The sequence below is a fragment of the Gardnerella sp. c23Ub_4 genome, assembly GCF_055804115.1.
Genome location: NZ_JANUYO010000002.1, coordinates 58,764 through 75,551, shown reverse-complemented (window position 1 = coordinate 75,551; position 16,788 = coordinate 58,764). Strand labels below are relative to the sequence as shown.

Annotated in this window: 14 protein-coding genes; 10 read left to right on the top strand and 4 right to left on the bottom strand. The window is 41.8% G+C overall.

Going from position 1 to position 16,788, the window contains the following annotated elements; translation table 11 throughout:
* The first annotated feature begins 6 nt into the window (after nucleotides 1–6).
* Nucleotides 7–1,632 carry a DUF5719 family protein gene (locus tag NYP67_RS04955; protein ID WP_004574641.1) on the top strand — a complete coding sequence of 542 codons (1,626 nt, stop codon included), beginning with the start codon at nucleotides 7–9 and terminating at the stop codon, nucleotides 1,630–1,632.
* A 24-nt stretch (nucleotides 1,633–1,656) separates the two neighbouring features.
* On the opposite strand, the gene NYP67_RS04950 is transcribed toward NYP67_RS04955, so the two are convergent.
* Nucleotides 1,657–2,085, bottom strand: a complete 429-nt coding sequence (locus NYP67_RS04950; RefSeq protein WP_004131993.1) for a metallopeptidase family protein — start codon at nucleotides 2,083–2,085, stop codon at nucleotides 1,657–1,659.
* Nucleotides 2,086–2,203: 118 nt separating this feature from the next.
* Between NYP67_RS04950 and NYP67_RS04945 the strand changes: the two genes are divergently transcribed.
* Nucleotides 2,204–3,013 carry an HAD-IIB family hydrolase gene (locus NYP67_RS04945; protein ID WP_473411274.1) on the top strand — a complete coding sequence of 270 codons (810 nt, stop codon included), beginning with the start codon at nucleotides 2,204–2,206 and terminating at the stop codon, nucleotides 3,011–3,013.
* 105 nt (nucleotides 3,014–3,118) lie between these two features.
* Nucleotides 3,119–3,856, top strand: a complete 738-nt coding sequence (locus NYP67_RS04940; protein ID WP_016800780.1) for a ComF family protein — start codon at nucleotides 3,119–3,121, stop codon at nucleotides 3,854–3,856.
* Between the two features lie 72 nt (nucleotides 3,857–3,928).
* Here NYP67_RS04940 and NYP67_RS04935 read toward each other — a convergent pair whose 3' ends face one another.
* The 3 genes from NYP67_RS04935 to glgB are packed head-to-tail and all read right to left on the bottom strand — an operon-like array spanning nucleotide 3,929 to nucleotide 8,111.
* Nucleotides 3,929–5,077 carry a sensor histidine kinase gene (locus NYP67_RS04935; protein ID WP_115761585.1) on the bottom strand — a complete coding sequence of 383 codons (1,149 nt, stop codon included), beginning with the start codon at nucleotides 5,075–5,077 and terminating at the stop codon, nucleotides 3,929–3,931.
* Nucleotides 5,049–5,798: a response regulator transcription factor gene (locus tag NYP67_RS04930; protein ID WP_004131998.1), complete on the bottom strand. Its 750-nt coding sequence runs from the start codon at nucleotides 5,796–5,798 to the stop codon at nucleotides 5,049–5,051. The genes NYP67_RS04935 and NYP67_RS04930 overlap by 29 nt, the downstream gene beginning before the upstream one ends.
* Nucleotides 5,799–5,840: 42 nt before the next feature.
* The gene (glgB, locus tag NYP67_RS04925) at nucleotides 5,841–8,111 is read right to left on the bottom strand and encodes a 1,4-alpha-glucan branching protein GlgB (RefSeq protein ID WP_472781532.1); all 2,271 of its coding nucleotides are present in this window, start codon (nucleotides 8,109–8,111) and stop codon (nucleotides 5,841–5,843) included.
* A 146-nt stretch (nucleotides 8,112–8,257) separates the two neighbouring features.
* On the opposite strand from glgB, the gene NYP67_RS04920 reads away from it, so the two are divergent.
* The 7 genes from NYP67_RS04920 (at nucleotide 8,258) to NYP67_RS04890 (ending at nucleotide 16,687) form a co-directional block, all read left to right on the top strand.
* On the top strand, nucleotides 8,258–8,854 hold the full coding sequence (locus tag NYP67_RS04920) for a CarD family transcriptional regulator (protein ID WP_346284357.1): 597 nt from the start codon (nucleotides 8,258–8,260) through the stop codon (nucleotides 8,852–8,854).
* Between the two features lie 57 nt (nucleotides 8,855–8,911).
* Nucleotides 8,912–9,901: a tRNA (adenosine(37)-N6)-dimethylallyltransferase MiaA gene (miaA, locus tag NYP67_RS04915; RefSeq protein WP_472781531.1), complete on the top strand. Its 990-nt coding sequence runs from the start codon at nucleotides 8,912–8,914 to the stop codon at nucleotides 9,899–9,901.
* Between the two features lie 151 nt (nucleotides 9,902–10,052).
* Nucleotides 10,053–11,054 (top strand): cation diffusion facilitator family transporter, encoded by a 1,002-nt coding sequence (locus NYP67_RS04910; RefSeq protein ID WP_004574945.1) that lies wholly within the window; start codon nucleotides 10,053–10,055, stop codon nucleotides 11,052–11,054.
* A gap of 68 nt (nucleotides 11,055–11,122) precedes the next feature.
* Entirely contained in the window at nucleotides 11,123–12,160 is a 1,038-nt protein-coding gene (locus NYP67_RS04905) for a TrmH family RNA methyltransferase (protein WP_473411255.1), read from the top strand.
* 53 nt (nucleotides 12,161–12,213) lie between these two features.
* Nucleotides 12,214–13,281, top strand: coding sequence for a phenylalanine--tRNA ligase subunit alpha (gene pheS, locus NYP67_RS04900; RefSeq protein ID WP_473411254.1), 1,068 nt, complete (start codon nucleotides 12,214–12,216; stop codon nucleotides 13,279–13,281).
* A 3-nt stretch (nucleotides 13,282–13,284) separates the two neighbouring features.
* On the top strand, nucleotides 13,285–15,903 hold the full coding sequence (gene pheT / locus NYP67_RS04895; protein WP_473411253.1) for a phenylalanine--tRNA ligase subunit beta: 2,619 nt from the start codon (nucleotides 13,285–13,287) through the stop codon (nucleotides 15,901–15,903).
* Nucleotides 15,904–16,144: 241 nt separating this feature from the next.
* A complete protein-coding gene (locus NYP67_RS04890) occupies nucleotides 16,145–16,687 on the top strand; it encodes an arginine repressor (RefSeq protein ID WP_004132008.1) in 543 nt (180 codons plus the stop codon).
* Nucleotides 16,688–16,788: the final 101 nt, after the last annotated feature.

The following is a 16,788-nucleotide window of genomic DNA, read 5'->3' as shown; positions in this document are numbered from 1 at the left end:
AGATTAATGAAGTCAGATACGAATTCTAAAAATAGTCATCGTCATGCACAAGATGCTGCTTCGATTAGCGCTTCTGTTCGTTTTAGAAGATTCAAACTGTGGTCTTTGTCTATTTTAAGCGCAGCAATACTGGTTTCTTGTGCAGTTGTTGCGTCTTGCGTATGCCCACTAAAACAGCTAACAGACGACCCGATTTTTCCTATTGGAAGCGTAGAAAAGCGTGTTGGTTCTACAAATTTGCAAACAGTTTGCCCTAGCAGAATAGCTCTACCAGATTCAGCAAAATATGGCGATAGCGAGTTTCAAGAATCCGAAGGAGACTTAAAGTCAGTATCCAGATATGCGTCTTTTGGAAGCGTTTACAAGTCCACTCTTAATGGCATAAAATATGCTGGCGATTCTAAAGATTTAGTTAACAAATCTTTTAACAATCCTTCTAGTTCTTCTAGTGATCCTAGTGATTCAAGCGAAAGCCAAGATAGAGCTTATTTTGCAGAAAGTAATGTAGATAAAGACGCTCAAGTTTTGGAAAGTAGTCTTTTAAGTGCGCAATCTGGAACTGGGTCTGCTGCATCTGTTGCATCTTGGGCTAAAAACGGCGACTTAAAAGGCTTATCGGCCACTTCTTGCGTATCTCCTTCAATGCGCCAAAACTTTATTATTCCAAGAATAGCGGAAGGTGTTTCTGTAAGATTAAACTCTGTTAATCTTTCGTCTAAGCCTACTGTTGTAAGCGTTAAAGCGTGGTCAACTAATAAATCGGGCGCGCAACTAAATCTTTCTACAGGAAGCACTTTTACTGTTCCAGCGCATAGTGACGCTTACTTTAACATTTCTGCAGCTGCAGAAAAGTCGGATGGCCTTTATATTCAAGTTTTAAGCGAACAGGCTCCAGTTTCGTCGTTCGTTAAGTTTATTCGTTCATCTGGTCTTGTTTCTAAAGGCGTGGATGTTATTTCTCCGCAAGAATCAGCATCTTTAGAGCCTGTTTTGCCAGGTGTTATTGAGGGTGATCAAGCTAAAGCTTATATTTGGTCTAATAAAAGCGGAAAAGTCGATTTGTATTGGCTTGATGATTCTGGAAAAAAGAGCATAAAGCAAGTAGATTTTAGTGCAAGACAAATTCAAGTTGTTGATTTACCAGAAGTACCTAAGGGCGTTGGGGCGATTTTTGCGCAAAGTAGCGTTCCGATTTTTGCTATGGCTTCTGTTGAAAAAAGTGGCAAAGATGGTCAAAGCGATATTGCTTTTGTTAATTCAGTTCGTTCTATTACAAATAGTGCGCTTGTTTCCCCATTTTCTGCAGACGAAACTTCGCTACATATTGCAAACGGATCTGTTGATAATGCCAATGTAAAGATTAGTGCTTACGATTCTTCTGGCTTAAAAGTAGCGTCTAAGACTATTGAAGTTAAGTCTTATACTGTTTCAACGATTTTAGCGAAAGATATTAATCCTAAAGCTGTTATGTTTACTATTAAATCTAAGTCTGGCGTTTCGTTTGCGTCTAGGATTCAATCAAAAGCAGTAAACGATGCTGGTTTTGCAGGCGTTGCATGGATTCCTTCTAAGTCGCTTGACCCTAACAGTATAAGTGTTAAAGTTCGCTCGAATCCTTCGATTGTAAAGTAGACTTAGGGCTTTTTAGGCTGTTATTTACAATCCCCAATCTGGGTCGATTTCTTCTGGTCTTCTTCCGTACAATTCTGCTAAACGTTGCACTATTTCGTCTCTAATCGCGTATTGAAGCTCAGCTCTGCTAGTAACGTGTGTGCATAGTGGAAGTCTGTACAAAACTATTCTTTGTGGTATTCCTTTAGATGCAGGAAAAGCTTGAGACATTATTCTTTTATTACTTTCCCACAAAACTGGCTGGCTTGGAGGAACATCTTCTACAGCAAATTGAACGTCTTTTATAAGATTTGACCAAGCACTGTTAAGTCTTCTAATTTGAGCTGCTACCATTGAATCGAACATTCCGCTGGCTGTTCTGTATCTAGGAAGTCGCGTGCCAAACATTGGCGCACGCATGCCGCGTCCGTGGCGGTTTCTATATCTTTTTTGTTCCCATACTAAAGACGTCATACACTTAACTTTATTTGTACGCTAGGGCATTTGATTAATATGCAAACACAAAACGGTGTAGTAAATATGTTGATAATATGGAATACTTGAATTGCACAGTTTGTACAGGAGGAAAGCGTTGGAGCCAAATATTCATGAGTACAATGAGCAGGGGATTTGTGAGCGTCTTGCTTTGTGTTCGCTTATTGGTTTTGACTTAGACAACACTCTTGCATGTTCTAAAAAGCCTATGACTAGTCCAATGTGCAAGGTTTTTGGCGATTTAATCAATAAAATGCCAATTGCGCTAATTACGGGTGGAGACTTGCGACTTGTTAAAAGTCAAGTTCTAAGCGTTTTGCCTGCTTCTACGAATTTAGACAATTTTCACATTATGCCAACTAATGGAACAAGCTATTATCGAATTGTTGATGGCAGTCTTAAATGCGTGTATTCTCACACGATTTCCGTAAAAGACGCAAATCGAATTATTTGCGTTGTTAAAGATTGCGCTAAAAAAATGGGATTGCTAAAAAGTAGTGGAGACAAAGACCTTTGGGGTAGTCAAATAGAAAATCGTGGTACTCAAATCACTTTTTCTGCACTAGGGCAGCTTGCTCCAATCGAACTTAAAAAGGATTGGGATCCTAGCGGCAAGCTAAAGGAGCAGCTAGCTGAACAAATTTCTGCATATTTGCCCGACTTTTCTGTGCGAGCTGGCGGAGAGACAAGTGTTGATATTGTTTGCAAAGGAAACAACAAGGCTTATGCTCTTGATTCTCTTTGTAGTATTTGCGAAATTTCGCTAAAATCTGTTGCTTTTGTGGGAGATCGTATGTATAAAGGTGGTAACGATTACCCAACTTCTTTAACAGGAGCGCTTGCGATTTGCGTAAAAAATCCTAATAACACTTTTGCATTATGCTCTAAGCTATTGGCAAGTCTTTAAGTAAAGTCTTAAGTAAATACTTAACTAAAGTCTTAAGTAAAAAGCCTTTAACCACATTGCTCTAATTTTATTGCCATTTGTTTTTAGCATTGTTATCGTCTTTTTATGATTTACAAAAACCTTAACAAAAGCAAACAAAATCGGCTTATTTCCAACGTTTCTTGGGTAAATTTGCTTAAGACCATTCTTAATCTTGCTTTTCCAATTTCTTGTGCTGGCTGCTCAATTGCAGATTGCGTACTTTGCAAAGAATGCAAATCAAAGTTTAGTAAGTGGCATATGGATCCGTTTAGCGGAGTGTTTTGCAAAAATATTTATTCTTGTGCAACATACGGATGGGCTGTAAGAAGGTGTATTTTGCAATGGAAAGATCATGGAAACCAACTTTTAGATAAGCCTTTTTCTAACTTGCTTTTTAGCTTGATTATTAGTGTTGTTGGAAGCTCAAGCAAAGTGGCCATTATTCCAGTTCCTTCGTCTTTTGCGTCTAAAAGAAAGCGCGGAAGAAGTCATATGGAGCCAATAGCTAAAAATGTTGTTAAAAGTCTTAAAAAACAAGGCATCGATGCTACTTTTGTTAAAGCAATTAAAATGATTAATGTAAGGGGAAAATCGGTTCAAGCAAGGGGGAGTAGGCAAAGGTCTTTGCGCACGTCTAAAGGTTTATCTGTAAACGTAAAGGGCATTAAAAGCGGGTGCAAAGTGATTATTATAGACGACATTATTACCACGGGGTCTACGCTAAAAAACTGTGTTAAAGAGCTAAATAAAAGCGGTGTTACTGTTTTTGCATGTTTTGCGCTGGCTGGAGTGTGGTCTAAAGAAAGCGTTTTATACTCTTAGATTTGCGTGATTATGGGCCTTGCATGATTATGAGCCTTGCGCGATTATGCTATTAAAGTTTGCGCAATCTTTCTATTCGCTATATGTAAGCGGCAATGTTATCTCAAAATTAACTCCGCGCTTATCGTCTACAACTCTAATGTTTCCGTGATGAAGCAGAGCAGCCCATCTTGCAATAGAAAGTCCTAATCCAGTTCCTCCAGACTCTGTTCCCATTCCTTGATTTCCCTTAACAAATCTGCGGAAAATGTCTGCTCGATTTTCTTCAGGAATTTGTGTTCCAAAATTAATAACATTGCAAACTAAAATATTTTTTTCGTGATTCGACTTAGCGCTTATAAGAATCTTAGTGTTGTCTGCAGAATGTTTGATTGCGTTAGATACTACGTTTGTAAACAATTGAGATAGGCGATTTTTGTCTCCAACAAGCATAATGTTGTTCTCAATATTAAGACTTATGCTGTGATTGTGACCCGCGTCTGCGATTTTTACTGTTTCTACAATGTTGTTAATAAAGTCTTTAAAGTCAAAGCTTGTAATAACAAGGCTTTCTGCGCCTGCTTCTACTCTAGATAAGTCAAGAAGAAAAGTGATTAAATCAGCTAATTTATGTGTTTGATTTACGATTGCTTCCATATTGGAAGGCGTTGGCTCCACAACGCCATCTGCAAGGTTTTCTACCATTGCTTGCAAAGCGCTAACAGGCGTTCTAAGCTCATGGCTAACGTTTGCTATAAGGTCTCGGCGCATGTTGTCTGCGTGCTCTAGTTCTTCTGCCATCTCGTTAAAAGCAAGAGTGAGTTTTCCAACTTCGTCTTTTCTGCTTTCGATTTGAACACGCACAGAATAGTCGCCATCTGCCATCGTTTCTGCAGCATCGCGCATTTGTCTAAGTGGGGAAGTTAATCCTCTAGAAAACGCGTATGTTATTCCTAATGCAACTGCAAGAGTTAGTGGCATTGCAATCCAACCACTTAATCCAACTTTTAGTAAAAACCATGCCATAACAAATGCTATAGCGGTTGCAAAAACAATAATCGCAGACAATTCGCCTTTTAATGACGTAAAAAATCCTATTGCGCTTTTAGGATGAGGCAGTGGGTTTTTTAGTGGGCTTTTTAGAGTATTCTTCATTGAATTTTTTAATGAACGCTTTAGCAGATTGCTATTTTTTATGTTCTTATGATCTTTGCTATTTTTGAGAATCAAATTCTGGCTCATAATCTTCTTTAGGTGGCTCAAAAGCGTAGCCTACTCCATGTATTGTGCGAATCCAATCAGATCCAATCTTATGTCTTAAAGATTTAACGTGGGAATCAACTGTGCGCGTTCCCGAAGCATCTGGCCAATCCCAGACTTTTTCTAAAAGCGTTTCTCTTTTTAACACTTCGTGAGGATGATTTGCAAAAGTCGTAAGTAAAGAAAATTCTGTAGGCGTAAAGTGGATTGCTTTTTCGCCAATCGTAACAAGTCTCTGCTTTGTGTCAATAATCAAGTTTCCAAACTTAATTAAAGTGTTGTATTGTTCTCTTTTTGCTATTATTGCAGCGCGCTCAACTCTTCTTAAAAGCGCACCGCATCTTGCAATAAGCTCTCTAGGGGAGAATGGCTTTGTAACGTAGTCGTCTGCTCCTGCGCTTAGTCCAGCCAACTTATCTGCTTCTGAGTCTCTTGCTGTAAGCATAAGAACAGGAATCGGGCATTTAGATACTATTCTTCGCGTTGCTTCTATGCCATCCATAAGCGGAAGCATAATATCCATGATTATAAGGTCTGGTTTTAAGCTTAACGCTGCTTTAACGGCAGACACTCCATCGCAAACAACTCTAGCTTTCCAACCTCTAGCAGCAATTCTTTGTGCTATAGCTGTAGCTAAATCTGGCTCGTCTTCTACAACAAGAATTGTTCGAGGAGCACTTGTTTGTAATGGAGTGTCCAACATTTTACCTAGTTTAGATTCCTTTTTAGCTATTTAATTATTAACTTAATCTAGTGGCTTAAGGAATACAGCTCCAAGTGCTGGAACAGTAATCCTTGCAGAATACGGCCTGGAATGATACTCTTCGGCTGCAGCAGTAAATGTGCCGTTGTGAATATCGGATCCGCAATACTTAGCGTCGTCTGTAGTAAGAATCTCTTGCCACTTTCCGCCCTTAGGTAATGCCACTTGGTAATCTTGCCAAGCTTGACCAGAGAAGTTAACAACAACAACGATTTCTTCGCCGTTGTCTCCGATTCGCATGTAGCTTAATGTATTGTGGTCGGAATCGTCGCTAGTAAGCCACTGGAATCCGTCTGGCGTAAAGTCTTGGCTCCAGAATGCCCTAGAGCTCTTATACAAAGCATTAAGATCTGCAACCAGCTTTTGAACTCCTTGATGGAATGGCCATTGAAGCTCGTGCCAATTAAGCGAATTGTTGAAGTTCCATTCGCAAGACTGGCCGATTTCTCCGCCCATAAACAGAAGATTCTTTCCTGGGTGAGACCATTGATACGCCAAGAGCGCTCGAAGGCCAGCAAACTGTTGCCATTCGTCTCCAGGCATCTTTCCAAGAAGAGATCCCTTGCCGTACACAACTTCATCGTGGCTAAGTGGCAACACGTAATGCTCGGAATACGCGTAAACCATAGAGAATGTGATTTCGTTGTGATGCCAACGGCGATTAATCGGCTCTTCTTTAAGGTATTGCAAAGTGTCGTGCATCCAGCCCATGTTCCACTTTAAGCCAAAGCCTAAGCCGCCCATGTCTGTAGGAGCAGTAACGCCTTGGTATGCAGTGGACTCTTCTGCAATCATCATAATTCCAGGATTATTCTTGTATGCAGTAGCGTTTGCTTCCTTAATAAAGTCGATAGCTTCAAGGTTTTCGCGTCCACCATACATGTTTGGACGCCATTGGCCAGCTTTGCGGCTGTAATCCAAGTAGAGCATAGAAGACACGGCATCTACTCGCAAAGCATCAACGTGATATTCGCTAAGCCAGAAGCACGCGTTAGCAACCAAGAAGTTGCGAACCTCGTGTCTGCCAAAGTTAAATATGTACGTTCCCCAATCTGGGTGCTCGCCGCGAAGTGGATCTGGGTCTTCGTAAAGCGCAGTGCCGTCGAATCTACCCAAAGCAAAGTCATCCTTAGGGAAGTGTGCTGGAACCCAATCCATAATCACACCAATGCCAGCCTTATGGAGCTTGTTTACTAAGTACTTAAAGTCGTCTGGGCTTCCGAGTCTGGAATCAACAGCGTAATAGCCAGTAACTTGATATCCCCAAGATCCCGAGAATGGATATTGTGTAAGAGGCATAAACTCAACGTGAGTAAAGCCTTCTTGCTGAACGTAGTCAACTAAGTGATCTGCAAGCTCGCGATAATTGTCGTAATCGCGATTCCAGCTATTTGCTTGAACTTCGTAGATGCTAACAGGACCATCGTGTGCATTCGTCTTTGCGCGATGCTCAAGCCACTCGTTATCGTGCCACTTAAAGTCGGAGTCAACAACAACAGAACCAGTGTTAGGTGGAACTTCGTGCGAGCGCTCCATTGGGTCTGCCTTCATAATCCAGTTTCCAGCTTGAGTCATAATCTCAAACTTGTAAACCTCGCCTGCGCCTACTCCTGGAATAAAAAGCTCCCAAATGCCACTAGAGCCAAGTGAACGCATTGCGTGACGGCGGCCATTCCAATAGTTAAAGTTGCCAACAACTCTTACAGCGCGAGCATTTGGAGCCCACACAGTAAAGGATGTTCCAGTAACTTTTTTAACCATTTTGCCTGTTTCTGGGCTTACAAGACCCCAAGAATCAGTAATGCTTTTAACATGAGCACCTAGTGCTTCCCAAAGTTTTTCGTGCCTGCCTTCGCCAAACAGGTACATGTCCATATCGCCGATTTGAGGCAAGTAGCGGTACGGATCGTCGTCTACAGACTCAGTTCCATCTACCTCTACAGTGCGTATGCGGTAGCTAGGAACAGACCATTCTTTGCTTTTAGCGTGCTTAGTTGCAGGAATAGTGGCAACAAAAATGCCATTGTATTCGTGCTGAGCTTCGTATTCGCCGCTCTTAGTGAGAATTGTTACTTTCTTGGCCATTGGTCGTAAAACGCGAACAGTGGCAGTACCAGCGCCTTTGCCAGTTCCGAGATGTCCACCAAGGACCTCGTGCGGATTGTAATATTCTGCGTTGCTCACCGCAGCAAGCACGTCTTGACGAACGGCCACTGCGATTGCATCTTCATTGATGTTAGATACTGTACTCATGTTGTCTATCATACAACATTATTTGCGTATGTCTTGTGTGTTTTGAGTAAACTTTGGCTAATAAGTCAAAAAAATAATTTAGCAGCACTCAAGTCTTTGCCTTATGGGAAACTGAAATGAGTTTTTCTGTGCATACGGAGGGTTCTGTGGGTTATCAAGTCGGCGATATGGTCGTCTATCCTCGTCATGGTGCGGCTAGAGTCGAGGAAATTAGTGAACGTACTGTTAAGGGTGTTACTAGGCAATATTTGCGCTTAGTCGTATTGTCTTCAGATGGTTTAGAGATTAACGTTCCAGTAGATAATGTTAAAAAAGTTGGCGTTAGAGACATTGTTGGCGCCAAAGAAGTTGCTAAAGTTTTTGAGATTTTGCGTACGCCAATCATTGAAAAAGAAATGAATTGGTCTAGAAGATACAAGCTTAACGTTGAGAAAATTGCCACGGGCGATGTTAATAAGATTGCGGAAGTTGTTCGCGATTTGTCGCAGCGAGACGTTGACGAACACGGACTTTCTGCTGGAGAAAAGCGTATGCTTGCTCGCGCTCGCAGTATTCTTATATCGGAGATTGCGCTTTCGGAAAAGATTGACGAGGCTCAAGCAGAGCGTTTGCTTAATGTGAATCTTGGTTATGCTAATCCTTTGCCTGGAGACGAGGAACACCATACTCATGCTCCAGAAGAAGCAGCTGCAGATACTCTTAGATTGCTTGCGGAAAAGTCTAAAAAAGCTAAGAAGAAGTAAGTCTATTTTTATTAGCTTAAATTTTATTAGCTTAAATTTGCTACGTAGGAGCGCATTGTGTGCAAACCGCCGAAAGTGATTTCGATTGTAGGACCAACAGCATCTGGCAAAACGAGTCTTGGTATTGCGATTGCAAAGAAATTTGCTGAACGTGGTGTAAAAGCGGAAATTATTAACGCAGACGCATATCAAATGTACCGTTATATGGATATTGGTACAGCAAAAGCCACTAAAGAAGAGCAAAGCGCGGTTAAGCATCATTTAATAGACATTATTGATCCTCAAGAATCTATGAGCGTTGCAAAGTTTCAAACGCTTGCGCGCCAATGCATACGCGATTTGCAAGAAAAAGGTATTCGCCCGATTCTTGTTGGAGGTTCTGGTCTATATGCTCGCGCTGCTGTAGATGATATAACTTTTCCTGGCACGAATCCTGATGTTCGCAAAGCTTTGGAAGAGCGCGAAAAATCGCAAGGAGCAATGGCTCTTTTTGAAGAATTACAAAGGCTGGATCCAGTGGCTGCTAAAAATATGGATCCAAGAAATTCGCGCCGAACAATTCGCGCGCTAGAAGTTATTGAGCTAACAGGTAAGCCGTATTCCGCAACTTTGCCAAAATACAAGTATTTGATTGATTGCGTGCAAATCGGATTGGACTTAAGTAGAGAAGATTTAGATGCACGAGTGGATCTTCGCACAAAAATGATGCGCGAGCAGGGTTTTGTAAACGAAGTTAAAGAGATTCGCTCAAAGCTTGGTGTTACTGCTATAAGGGCTTTGGGATACAAGCAAATAATGGACTATTTAGATGGGGTTTGTAGTGAAGATGAAGCATTTGACGATATTGCGCAAAAAACTAGGCGACTTGCGCGCAAGCAAATGGGCTGGTTTGGAAGAGACTCGCGTATTCATTGGATTAATGCTTTGAAATCAAATGTTGTTGACGATGCTATGGAAATAATCGACGCGGCGGATAATGGCAATTTCAAAGATGATTTGATTGCCGAATCAACTTCCCATCATCTCGGCGCGTTAATTGTCGAATAGTAATAATAGAATAAGTTTTTAGATAATTAATCTTTAGATGTTTATGCGTGAACCCTAGCTTAGGCTGGGGTTCATTGCGTATAAGGCATATTGGGAATGATATTGAGAAACGATATCGAGATACTTATTTGTATGAACATAGGAGATTTGTGTGAATAATCATCATTTGTCAAACTCTTCCAGTGAAATCTTAGAGAAGAATGATTTAAGTACTTCTGGAACTAATGCCGCTTCTTTGCAAGATGCTATTAGCGCAAGTCACGCGCATCAGCATAAGCTTTCGCTATCACTAGCGTTAACGTCAATTGTGTTTTTGGCAGAAGTAATCGGATCTATTTTAACTAATTCGATTTCTTTGCTGATTGATGCTGGTCATATGCTAACGGATATTTCCGTTTTAGCTGCATCTACGGTTACTGCGATTTTAATGCGCAAAAAGCCTAATGCAAAGCGCACTTGGGGGTGGGCAAGGCTAGAAGTGATTACTGCTGCAGCTGGCGCTCTTGTGCTTCTTTTTGTAGGCGTTTATGCGATTGTGGAGTCGGGGATGCGTCTTTTTGGCGCAAGTCATAATGAAATTCACGGTGTAAGTCAGCTGCTTTTCTTTGGTATTCTAGGTCTTCTTGCAAATATTGCTTCGCTTATAATTCTTGTTTCTCAATCTAAAGACAATATGAATATGCGAGCAGCGTTTTTGGAAGTTATGAACGATGCTTTAGGCTCTGTAGCAGTAGTTGTTTCTGCATTAGTTATGATAGCTACAAATTGGAGCGGTTTCGACGCTGTAGCTGGCGGAATTATAGCAATTTTGATGATTCCTAGAGCGTTGCACTTGCTTAAAAATGCTGTAAAAGTTTTGCTTGAGCAAACTCCAGAAGGATTGGATATAGAAAAAGTTCGTGACCATCTTGAACACGTTCCGCACGTTCTTGCTGTTCACGATTTGCATGCAAGCACTGTTTCTACAGGAATGCCTATTTTTATGGCGCATGTTGTTGTTGAGCGCGATTTGACGATGGGGCAGTGTGCGGATATTTTAAGCCAGCTTCAAGATTGTTTGCGTGAGCATTTTCCAGTTTCTGTTTCGCACACAACATTCCAACTAGAACCTGAAGGATATACCACTCAAAGTTCGTCGGAACATCATGAGTAGTTTCGTTGAGTAGTTTTGTATTGCAACATTTACGCGTGTTGTAACTATATGTAAAGTAGAGTGATATTATGCCGTTAAAAGAGTTAATAGACAACGCGCATAGCGATCGCGTTAAGCGTATTTGCGCAATAAGTCGTGCAAAATCGCGAGTGGATGGGCGCTTTTTAGTTGAAGGACCGCAAAGCGTTAGGGAAGCTGTACGGTACGTGCATAAGTCGATTTTAGACATTTATGTTTTGCAAGATGCTGTTAATAGTGGCAGTAATCGTAGATATAGTAGCGTTAGTAGTGGTGGCCCTATAGAAGTTATCGCTAAAATCGTTGACGAATCATTAAAGAATAATTGCTATGTTCATCCTGCAACAGCAGAAGTTATGCGAAAAATCAGCACGGATTGCCAGGGGATTGTTGCACTTTGCGATTCTAAGGTTTTAGACGAAGAATTTAGTAAAGAATTTAATAAGATTGGCAAGATTAGCGAAATCGATGAGATTAGTGAGATTGATGAGATTGAGAAAGAAGTTGTCGATGATGCTAAATCTTGCAACAATAAAGACATATTAATTGCATCATGTTGGCAAGTAAGAGACCCAGGCAACGCTGGGGCGATTATTCGCGTTGCAGACGTAGCTGGATGCAATGCTGTTGTTTTTGTTGACGATTGCGTAAGTCGATTTAACTCAAAGCTTGTTCGATCTAGTGCAGGATCGTTATTCCACTTGCCAGTAGTAAAAATGAGCGAAAACGAATGGTTTGATTGGGCAAAAAATGCAAAAATCAAAGTGATTGCTGCAGATATTTACGGAACGGAAAATAAAAAACCAAAGTCGTTTGCGAGTGTTTTAGATTCGTTTAGAAATGAGTCTAATATCGCCTCTAATGTCACCTCTAATAATGAGTCTATCGCCGATAATATCACCTCTAATGTCGCAATATTATTTGGAAACGAAGCCAGAGGATTGCCGCAAGAAGTCTTAAATAAAGTAGACGAAATATCGGTAATACCAATCTACGGAAAAGCGGAATCAATGAACTTAGCAACCAGTGCAGCGGTAATGCTAATGGGCTTGGCTATGTCTAGTCATGAGCGAAAAATGGGGATTTGAGACGTTTTTTGAATGCTTCACAAAAGTACGCATACACGGATAGGAAGGGTGCTGTGGCAAAGAGTCAGCCATTTGACGCAAAGTCAATTACAAAGGTAGTAAAAGAGGGCATTGCTTGTGTTCAAGCCGCTAAAACAATGGAAGATTTAAAAGCGGCAAAAACTAAGTATGCTGGCGCTCAGTCTGCAATGACACTTGCTAGCAAAGCTATTGGAAGTCTTCCAGTAGAAGAAAAGAAAGAAGCTGGCAAAGTAATGTCTGCTTTGCGTGCTGATTTTGGTAGGGAATTTGCGGCGGCTCAAGAGCGTATTAAAGCTCTAGAAGAAGCAAACATGCTTCAAAAAGAAACAGTCGATATGACTTTGCCAATAAATCGTAAGCTGCTTGGCGCTCGCCATCCTATTGCGCGTATTATTGAAGATTTTGAAGACTTTTTTGTGTCTATGGGTTGGCAGATTTCTGCAGGTCCAGAGGTGGAAACAGAGTGGTTTGATTTTGACGCGTTGAACTTTGGTCCAGATCATCCTGCTCGCCAAATGCAAGATACTTTCTACGTGCAAGGAAATCAGGCGAAGGATGCTGCAGGATTTGTTGGATCTAACATGGTTTTGCGTACGCAAACTTCTTCCGACCAGGTTCGCGCGCTAATTGAGCGAGGCGTTCCTCTGTACATTGCATCCCCAGGTCGCGTGTTCCGCACGGATGAGCTTGATGCAACGCATACGCCAGTCTTCCATCAATGCGAAGCTTTGGCTGTAGATAAGCACTTAAGCATGGCAGATTTAAAGGGTGTTCTTGATCGTCTTGCTGTTGCAATGTTTGGCCCAGATGCAAAAAGCCGTTTGCGCCCAAGCTACTTCCCGTTCACGGAGCCTAGCGCGGAGTTGGATCTTTGGTTCCCAGATAAAAAGGGTGGCCCAGGTTGGATTGAATGGGGCGGTTGCGGAATGGTTAACCCGAACGTTCTTAAGTCTGCAGGCTTAGATCCAGATGTTTATACGGGATTTGCTTTCGGTGTTGGTTTGGAGCGCACTTTGCTGCTTCGTCACGATATTAACGATATGCACGATTTAGTTGAAGGCGATAAGCGCTTCGCAGAACAGTTTGTGATGGGAGAGTAACTCATGCCAATGGTAGATATTGACTGGCTTAAAGATCATGTTGAAGTGCCAGAAGGTTTGACTTATGATCAGCTTGCTAAAGATTTGGTGCGAGTTGGCTTAGAAGAAGAAGAGATTCACGATTCTCAAGTTACAGGTCCTATTGTTGTAGGTTACGTTGTTGATGCTACTCCAGAGCCGCAAAAAAACGGCAAGGTTATTAATTGGTGCCATGTTGATGTTGGAGATAAATACAACGAAGTAGACGAAAATGGCAATAAGGTTCCTCGTGGAATTATTTGCGGCGCTCCAAATATGGCTGCTGGAGAAAAGGTTGTTGTAACTCTTCCTGGCGCTGTTTTGCCTGGCGATTTTAAGATTGAGCCTCGCAAAACTTACGGCCACATTTCTAATGGAATGTGCGCGTCCGAGCGCGAGCTTGGTTTGGGAGATAGTCACGATGGCATTATTTTGCTTCGCGAATATGGATTCTCTAAAGTAGAATACGAGGCATTAAAGCCTGGAGATGACGCAATGTCGCTTCTTCACTTAAACAAGCCTTTGCTAGAGATTAACATCACTCCTGATCGCGGATACGCGTTCTCGTACAGGGGTGTTGCGCGCGAATATCACCATTCAACTGGTGCTGCATACACGGATCCTGTAGTGGAACTTAATAATAAGGCAAGTCAAGTTTCTGTTGAAAACGCGTCTACAGATATTGAAGTTAGCATTGAAGATACAAACCCTATTCATGGTGTTGTTGGATGCGATCGATACTACGCGCGTGTAGTTAGAAACTTTAATCCACAATTCGCAAGCCCTAATTGGATGCGTAGGCGTTTGACTCGCGCTGGAATGCGTGGAATATCTCTTGCAGTAGACGTTACAAATTACGTAATGCTTGACTTGGGTCAGCCTCTTCACGCTTATGATTTAGATAAGATTGAAGGTCCTATTGTTGTTCGCCGCGCTAAAGCTGGAGAGCATTTAACAACTTTAGATGGCAAAGATAGAGAGCTTAACGTTGAGGACTTGCTTATTTGCGATTCTCCAAAGGGAAATCACGGTTCGCGTGTTCTTGGACTTGCTGGTGTAATGGGCGGAATGTATGGAGAAGTAACAAGCGAAACAAAGAATATTCTTGTTGAAGCTGCACACTTTGATCCCGTTTCTATTGCGCGTACAGCTCGTAGACACAAGCTTCCAACCGAGGCTTCTCGTAGGTTTGAGCGCGGAGTAGATACTCAGCTTCAGCCTGCAGCTGCGCAAATGGCTGTTACAATGCTTAGCGAGTTTGGCTCTGGAGAGCCTTCTAATACGCCTACAGACGTAAACAATACTGTTGATAGAAACGTTATTGTTTTCAAAGCTAGCGAGGTAGAGCGCGTTTCTGGCTTAAGCATTGATTTGAACCGCATTAGCGATATTCTTACGGATATTGGTTGCTCGGTTGCTGGCGGCGGAAATGGTTCGTTCTCTGTTTTGCCTCCAACTTGGCGCCCAGACTTGAATGATCCATGCGATTTGGTTGAAGAAATCGCGCGCTTGGTTGGCTACGATGAAATTCCTGTTAAGGTTCCAGCTGTTCCTGTTACTGGCAAAACTGGTTTAACGCAGGAACAAGCAACTCGTAGAGCTATTGCTTATGAGCTTGCAGAAATGGGCTTGGTTGAATCTTTGAGCTACCCATTTGTTGGTAAGGAAGATTTTAAAGCTTTCCGCGAATACGTTGATTCTGTTGCTAAAGTTAGCGTAAAAATCGCAAATCCTTTGGCTGGCGATCGTCCTTGGCTTCGCAGGAATGTTCTTACCACTTTGGCTGGAACGGTTCGCAGAAATATTCGCCGCGGTTTGAGCAATGTTTCGCTTTATGAGCTTGGCCACGTGTATTTTGCAGATCCTAATGCTCCTGCAATTCCTGCTTTGCCTGGCTCGGTTCGCCCTACGGATGCTCAGCTTGCAGCTTTGGATGCAGGTTTGCCTAAGCAGCCTTTGCATGTTGCAGCTCTTTTTACTGGCAAAGCAGAAGAAACTGGCTGGCTTGGTACGCATCGAGACGTTGATTACAGCGATGCTCTAGAAGCTGTTCAGCGTTTAGGAAAGCGCATTGGCGTTGATTTTAAGATTTGTCAGCTTAGTGCAAACGATGCTCCTGCTTCTTGGCATCCAGGACGTACTGCCAAAGTGCTTGTTGCTGTTGATGGCGGCGACGATGTTGAAATTGGCATTGTTGGCGAGCTGCACCCTAGCGTGAATGAGAATTTGGATTTGCCAAAGCATTCTGCAGCATTCGAGCTTGATTTGAGCGCATTGTTTAATGCTATGCAAGTTAAGCCTGTTCAAGCAAAGCCTGTTTCTACATTCCCACCTGTTAAGCAGGACTTTGCGTTTGTTGCTCCTTCTTCTTTGAGTGCTAGCGACTTAGAGAAAGCTATTGTTAAAGCTTCTGGCGATTTGCTTGAGTCTATAGAGTTGTTCGATGTTTATGAAGGCGAGCAGCTTTCAGATGGTTTGCGCTCTCTTGCTTATTCGGTAACGTTTAGAGCTGCAGATCGTACGCTTTCTGGCGAAGAAATGGAAGCGGTTCGAGAAGCTATTACAAAAGCGGCTAAAGATTTGCATGCAACTTTGCGCGTGTAAAATCGTGAATTAGCTTTTGATTAATGCGGCTGAATAACTATTCTTTAGTTGTTTGGCCGCATTTTTATTGTGATTTTATTGTGATTTTTATTCAGTATATTCGTTATATCCAATATGCAAATATTAATAAAGATCAATAAATATTAGTAAATATTAGCCAATCTTGGTAAATATACGGAAAGTTATGCATATATACATGTATATTAGATTGGAATAGTTTTTTTAGAAAGGTTTGCCAGCTATGACTCACGCAAAGAAGAATTTTGGGAATTTTGATGATAATGACTCTGCTGGCAAGCAACGTCCTGCAACCAAGGCTGCACGATTAAACGCGATTGAGCAGGCGCTTTTAAGCGAGGTTATTACTTCTCAATCGCAGCTTGCTTCTGTTTTGGCTCGTAATGGTTTTGATGTTACTCAAGCAACTCTGAGTCGCGATTTAGACGAGATAAATGCTGTTAAAATTCGTCTTACAGATGGCAGAATTGCGTACGTCTTGGGAGATGGCACTGGCAACCGTCACGCAATGGATACGGTTAGGATTGATCAGCAAGTTGCAAGAACTCTTTCTGGTCTTATTACAGAAGTTGGATTTGCTAATAATATTGTTGTAATTCACACTCCTTCGGGTGCTGCTCAATATGTTGCTAGTGTTATTGATAGACAGCCGTTAAAGGGGATTTTAGGTTCGGTTGCTGGCGATGATACCGTGCTTATGGTTTGTGTTTCTAACGAAGAAGCGGAAAATCGTGCAAATTGGATGCTTTCTGTTGCGTCAAGGTAGTGGAAAATCTGTAGCAAAGCTGTGTGCAAAGATACAATTATTGATATAAATATACAATTATTCGTTATTTTGTAATATGCATTTGTAATATGCATTTGTAA

Excerpts from the sequence above, each read along its gene's own strand:
- NYP67_RS04955 (WP_004574641.1), top strand. The coding sequence starts at position 7 with ATGAAGTCAGATACGAATTCTAAAAATAGTCATCGTCATGCACAAGAT.
- NYP67_RS04950 (WP_004131993.1), bottom strand. The coding sequence starts at position 2,085 with ATGACGTCTTTAGTATGGGAACAAAAAAGATATAGAAACCGCCACGGA.
- NYP67_RS04940 (WP_016800780.1), top strand. The coding sequence starts at position 3,119 with ATGATTTACAAAAACCTTAACAAAAGCAAACAAAATCGGCTTATTTCC.
- NYP67_RS04935 (WP_115761585.1), bottom strand. The coding sequence starts at position 5,077 with ATGAGCCAGAATTTGATTCTCAAAAATAGCAAAGATCATAAGAACATA.
- NYP67_RS04930 (WP_004131998.1), bottom strand. The coding sequence starts at position 5,798 with ATGTTGGACACTCCATTACAAACAAGTGCTCCTCGAACAATTCTTGTT.
- glgB (WP_472781532.1), bottom strand. The coding sequence starts at position 8,111 with ATGAGTACAGTATCTAACATCAATGAAGATGCAATCGCAGTGGCCGTT.
- NYP67_RS04905 (WP_473411255.1), top strand. The coding sequence starts at position 11,123 with ATGCCGTTAAAAGAGTTAATAGACAACGCGCATAGCGATCGCGTTAAG.
- pheT (WP_473411253.1), top strand. The coding sequence starts at position 13,285 with ATGCCAATGGTAGATATTGACTGGCTTAAAGATCATGTTGAAGTGCCA.
- NYP67_RS04890 (WP_004132008.1), top strand. The coding sequence starts at position 16,145 with ATGACTCACGCAAAGAAGAATTTTGGGAATTTTGATGATAATGACTCT.